Below are 4,142 nucleotides of genomic sequence, written 5' to 3' on the forward strand. Positions count from 1 at the left end.
CGCCGAGTCCCTCGCCGCTTTGGTGCGGGTCGCCGAGGAGTTGGCCGCCGCCGACCCCGCGGCGACGCTCGCGACGCTGGTGGCCGAGCTCGACACCCGCGCCGCGGACGCCCACGTCCCGGTGGTGGAGGGGGTCACCCTGGCCTCCCTGCACGCGGCCAAGGGCCTGGAGTGGGACGTAGTGTTCCTGGTCGGCCTCGTCGAGGGGATGCTCCCGATCAGCTACGCCGACACGGAGGTGAAGGTCGAGGAGGAGCGCCGGCTGCTCTACGTCGGCCTGACCCGGGCCCGGGACCGGCTCTCGCTGTCCTGGGCCACCGCGCGCACCCCCGGCGGCCGGGGCAACCGGCGGCCCTCCCGGTTCCTGGACGACCTGGTGGCCGCCGACGCGGCCCCGCGTCGCCCGGCCCGGCCCAAGCGCGAGAAGGGCAAGGCGGTGACCTCCTGCCGGGTCTGCAACCGGACCCTGGTGGACGCGGTGGCCCGCAAGCTCGGCCGCTGCACCGACTGCCCGTCGGACTACGACGAGGCCCTGCTGGAGCGCCTGAAGGCCTGGCGGCTGGCTCGGTCCCGGGAGGCTTCGCTGCCTGCCTACTGCGTGTTCACCGACGCCACCTTGCAGGCGATCGCGGAGTCCGAACCGGGCGATCTGCGGGCGCTGGGGCGCATCGGCGGCATCGGCGCGGCCAAGCTGGAGCGGTACGGCGAGGACGTCCTGGCGATCTGCTCCGGTGCAAGTCCTACGGCCTGATGAGCGTCACTCGGCAGGAACTGTTGCGAGAAGTTCGAAAACACGCCGAATAATTCGCTTGCACCCGTCGGGACGCGCACCTTAACCTCTCGACATCAACAGCGCTGCGGGTCAGCCGCAGCTGCCCGAGGACCGGATGGAGGTGACACCCGTGGAGAGCATCAAGAACAGCGTCGTGAAGGCGCAGCTGGGTGTTGCCGGCGTACCGGCTCAGGGTTGCTATGCGCGTCCGTGGGCTCACGTCCTCGGTGGCCACGTTCTCGGCGGTGTCTCGATCGCGCCGAAGTCCGCGCCCAGCCTCGAGCAGAACTCCGTCGTCATGACGGCCGCCGTTGCCACCGCCCCGCGTAAGGACGATTTCGCCCGTTCGGGCATCCGCACCCAAGGACCACCGGTCTAGCACCACCAGACCGGCGCACTCCAAAGGCCGCGGAACCCGAAACCCGGGATCCGCGGCCTTAGTCGTTTCTCCCAACCGTCCATCTCCGAGCCACCAGCCCGAGCGATTCCCTCACAAGGGGTGACTACCGACATGTTGTGCATCACTGCTCCGAGCCCTTCCGAAGTCCTCGCCTCGCCGTCGAACGACCTGCTCGCGAAGATCCCGTGCCGCGCCTTCGACGCGGAACTGTTCTTCGCCGAATCCCCGGTCGACGTCGAGTACGCGAAGTCGCTGTGCCAGAACTGCCCGATCCGTACGGCGTGCCTCGCCGGGGCTCTGGAGCGCGCTGAGCCGTGGGGAGTCTGGGGAGGCGAACTGTTCGTGCAGGGCGTCGTCGTGCCGCGCAAGCGGCCGCGTGGACGTCCGCGTAAGAACCCGATCGCTGCCTGACAGAGGACTGCAAGTGGCCTGCAACTGGCCTCTGGTTTGGTCTGAAAGTCCGCAGCACGCTGATCCGCAGGAGTAACCCTCACGCGGCGTCAGTTCTCACTGGTGCAGGAACTTTCCCCCACAAGGGGAGCAACGAAATGGAGAGCATGGTCATGTTCAGTTCTGAAGATCTGGCCCGTGAGCACATGCGGGTAAGGCTGTGCGAAGCCGAACACCAGCGTCTGCTCGCCTCCGCCCGGCAGATGCGCCGGGCGGCCAGGCTGCAGCGGCGCGCGGTTCGCGCGCAGCGGCGCGCCGAACTGGCGAGCGCCCGCGTTGCCGGCGTCTAGTCCGGCAGCAACTCGCGGTGCCACTACAGATGGCCCGTCACCCGATCGCAGCCCGCGACGAGGTGACGGGCCATCGCCCTGTTCGGGGGGTGTTCAGGGGGTGGGGGGCTCGAACGGGAGGTTGAGGAGGGACTTGGCGCCGGGGAGCCAGTCGGCCAGTTCCTGCCGCCACGGGCCGGCGGCCTCGAGCTGGCAGAGCACGCCGATGGAGCCCAGCCAGACCCGGTGCAGCAGCAGGTAGCGCGGGGGCAGGTTGAACTGCAGGCCGGTGGAGTAGTTCGGCGAGCGCGGGTCACCGATCCGCTGACCCTGGGCGCGCAGCCAGGCCCGGGAGAACTGGAAGTCCACGGCGGTGATCGGTTCCAGGAACGGCAGCAGGTAGGCCAGGGCCTTGTCCGCGTCGAGGTTGATGCTCGGCTTGAGGAAGCCCTCGGCCCGCAGCCCGTCGACGACAGCCTGGGCCTCGCCGCGCAGTGCCTGGCCGAGCAGGACGCCGATTGCCGGCGGGATGCCTTCGGGCAGGTGGTTCACCGCACCGAAGTCGAGGACGCCGAGCCGCCCGTCCGCCAGCATCCGGAAGTTGCCGGGGTGCGGGTCGGCATGAAGCTTGCCGACCCGGGTCGGGCTGGACATGTGGAAGCGGTGGTAGAGCACGCCGGCCCGGTTGCGGGTCTCCTGGTCGCCGTCGGTGATGACCTTCGAGAGCGGCGTGCCGTCGATCCACTCGGTCACGATGACGTTGCCCGACTGGTGGACGACCTGCGGCACGCAGAAGTCCGGGTCGCCGGCGAAGGCGGCGGCGAAGGCTCGCTGGGAGTCGGCCTCGAGGGCGTAGTCGAGCTCCTCGGCGACGCGCGCCTTGAGCTCGACCATCAGCGCCTTGATGTCCAAGCCCGGGACGAGTGATCCGAAGAGCCGGGCCAGGCGGCTGATCTGGTTGAGGTCGCCGAGCAGGGCCTCGCCGGCGCCGGGGTACTGGATCTTGACTGCCACGTCGCGACCGTCGGACCACATCGCGCGGTGCACCTGCCCGATGCTGGCCGCGGCGACCGCTTTGGTGTCGAACTCGGTGAACAGCTCGCGCCAGGCCGGTCCCAGGTTCTTCTGCATCACCTCGGTCACGACGCGGGCCGGCAGCGGCGGGGCCGCCTCTTGCAGCTTGACCAGGGCGGCCCGGTACGGCGCCACCACCGCCTCGGGCAGCGCGGCCTCGAAGACCGACAGAGCCTGGCCGAACTTCATGGCCCCGCCCTTGAGCTCACCCAGGGTCTTGAAGATCTGCTCGGCGGTGCGCGCCTGGATCTCCGCGGTGACCATCTCGGCGGGCTTGCCGCCGATCCGCTTGCCGAGGCCGAGGGTCGCCCGCCCCGCCATCCCCAACGGGAGCGCCGCGAGCTTCGCGCCACGCGTCACAGCCCTGATCGGGATGTCTGCCGGACCCCTCGGCGCGTCATTCACATGGGCCATTGTCCGTGATGGATCAGGGATAGAGGTCGAAGGCCAGGTTGATGGCCCGCGCGAGCTTGGTCTCCTGGTGCGCGAGGAGAAAGCCCACGGGGCGGAGGAGGTCCTGTGCCGGGACCGTCCAGACCTCGTCGCAGTTGATCACCGACGCCTGGTCCAGCCCGTTCTCGGGACCGACCGGCACCTCGGTGGCCAGGCCCCGGGCGGTACTGGTGATCGGGGCGACGGTGATCCGTCGCATGCGGGGCAGGACGACTTCGCGGGTCAGGACGACGGCGGGTCGGACCTTGTCCAACTGGCAGAGGTGGATCGCGCGCATCAGCCGAGGTCGTCGCGTGGCTGGGCCTGGTTCCACCGGGCGAGCCCGGTCAGGTCATCGGGGTCGTCATCGCCGATCGCGGCCAGGATCTCCAGATCGCGCAGGCCCAGGATGTGCCGGCGCTGGCGCTCTGCGGCCTGGTCCAGAAACGCAGCGCGGGAGGCCACCTCGCCGGAGGCGACCAGCTCGTCGATGAACGCCACGGCCTCGGCGCTGATGCGCACCGTCACCTGCGTCTTCGGGTCCGGCCTCAGATGCATACCAAAACCATACCGCGCGGTGGTCACTGCTGGTGCTCGTTCGGCTCGGCCCAGGCGCAGCCGCAGGCGGGGTGGCGACGCCAGGTGCGGCGGCGCATCGACCCGCCAGGGAGCCGGAGGTGCAGCGTCCCGTCGAGGGTGGTGGCGGTGCCGGTGTCCAGGAAGGCCAAGGCCTGCAGCGCAGCGT

The 4,142-nt window shown here is 70.0% G+C and carries 7 protein-coding genes; 4 read left to right on the plus strand and 3 right to left on the minus strand.

Annotated features, from left to right (window positions below):
* The 4 genes from H0X00_RS22080 to H0X00_RS22095 all read left to right on the plus strand — a co-directional run.
* Nucleotides 1-751: 3'-5' exonuclease (locus H0X00_RS22080; RefSeq protein ID WP_293774897.1), on the plus strand; the 751-nt coding region annotated here is incomplete at its 5' end.
* 151 nt (nt 752-902) lie between these two features.
* The gene (locus H0X00_RS22085; RefSeq protein WP_293774898.1) at nt 903-1,151 is read left to right on the plus strand and encodes a hypothetical protein; all 249 of its coding nucleotides are present in this window, start codon (nt 903-905) and stop codon (nt 1,149-1,151) included.
* A gap of 132 nt (nt 1,152-1,283) precedes the next feature.
* Nucleotides 1,284-1,583 (plus strand): WhiB family transcriptional regulator, encoded by a 300-nt coding sequence (locus H0X00_RS22090; protein ID WP_367186732.1) that lies wholly within the window; start codon nt 1,284-1,286, stop codon nt 1,581-1,583.
* 137 nt (nt 1,584-1,720) lie between these two features.
* Nucleotides 1,721-1,912: a hypothetical protein gene (locus H0X00_RS22095; protein ID WP_293774901.1), complete on the plus strand. Its 192-nt coding sequence runs from the start codon at nt 1,721-1,723 to the stop codon at nt 1,910-1,912.
* Between the two features lie 93 nt (nt 1,913-2,005).
* Here the strand turns inward: H0X00_RS22095 and H0X00_RS22100 are convergent, their stop codons facing one another.
* The 3 genes from H0X00_RS22100 to H0X00_RS22110 are packed head-to-tail and all read right to left on the minus strand — an operon-like array spanning nt 2,006 to nt 3,955.
* Nucleotides 2,006-3,379: an ABC1 kinase family protein gene (locus H0X00_RS22100; protein ID WP_367186731.1), complete on the minus strand. Its 1,374-nt coding sequence runs from the start codon at nt 3,377-3,379 to the stop codon at nt 2,006-2,008.
* Nucleotides 3,380-3,392: 13 nt separating this feature from the next.
* The gene (locus H0X00_RS22105; RefSeq protein WP_293774906.1) at nt 3,393-3,695 is read right to left on the minus strand and encodes a type II toxin-antitoxin system PemK/MazF family toxin; all 303 of its coding nucleotides are present in this window, start codon (nt 3,693-3,695) and stop codon (nt 3,393-3,395) included.
* A complete protein-coding gene (locus H0X00_RS22110; RefSeq protein WP_293774909.1) occupies nt 3,695-3,955 on the minus strand; it encodes a hypothetical protein in 261 nt (86 codons plus the stop codon). Before H0X00_RS22110 ends, H0X00_RS22105 begins: the two co-directional genes overlap by 1 nt.
* Nucleotides 3,956-4,142 lie beyond the last annotated feature (187 nt).

Origin of the sequence: Sporichthya sp., assembly GCF_013815995.1 — a bacterium.
GTDB lineage: Bacteria > Actinomycetota > Actinomycetes > Sporichthyales > Sporichthyaceae > Sporichthya.

Coding starts and splice junctions, on each gene's coding strand:
- H0X00_RS22090 (WP_367186732.1), top strand. CDS start 1,284: ATGTTGTGCATCACTGCTCCGAGCCCTTCCGAAGTCCTCGCCTCGCCG.
- H0X00_RS22105 (WP_293774906.1), bottom strand. CDS start 3,695: ATGCGCGCGATCCACCTCTGCCAGTTGGACAAGGTCCGACCCGCCGTC.
- H0X00_RS22110 (WP_293774909.1), bottom strand. CDS start 3,955: ATGCATCTGAGGCCGGACCCGAAGACGCAGGTGACGGTGCGCATCAGC.
- H0X00_RS22095 (WP_293774901.1), top strand. CDS start 1,721: ATGGAGAGCATGGTCATGTTCAGTTCTGAAGATCTGGCCCGTGAGCAC.
- H0X00_RS22100 (WP_367186731.1), bottom strand. CDS start 3,379: ATGGCCCATGTGAATGACGCGCCGAGGGGTCCGGCAGACATCCCGATC.